Genomic DNA, 279 nt, shown 5'->3' on the forward strand with positions numbered 1-279 from the left:
ACATACGGCTCAACCCGGAACAGGCCAGACCCGTCGCACCACAGCGACCAGTACCCCGCCGCATCCAACGAGTGGGCGGCGAAGTGGGATCGCTCGCCGAACTCGTGGCGCGGACGGCTGCGGCGTTGGCGGGACGGGACGCCGATCCTGGCGGCGTATGACGGCGTGATCAAGAGCCGCACAAACCCCTGAGGAATCCGGCGTCGACAGCGCCGCCTGCGAGAGTCGGGCCGGCGCCTGACCGCCGACGAACTCCGCCACGACCGGATCGAGGTCCTC

Annotated in this window: 1 protein-coding gene; it reads left to right on the top strand. The window is 69.9% G+C overall.

What is annotated here, in order from left to right; all coding sequences use genetic code 11:
• A partial coding sequence (locus DW296_RS16565; RefSeq protein ID WP_205807745.1) for a hypothetical protein occupies positions 1-192 on the top strand: 192 nt, incomplete at its 5' end.
• Positions 193-279: the final 87 nt, after the last annotated feature.

It is taken from the genome of Microbacterium sp. K36, from assembly GCF_004794355.1.
Taxonomy (GTDB): Bacteria; Actinomycetota; Actinomycetes; order Actinomycetales; family Microbacteriaceae; genus Microbacterium; species Microbacterium paraoxydans_D.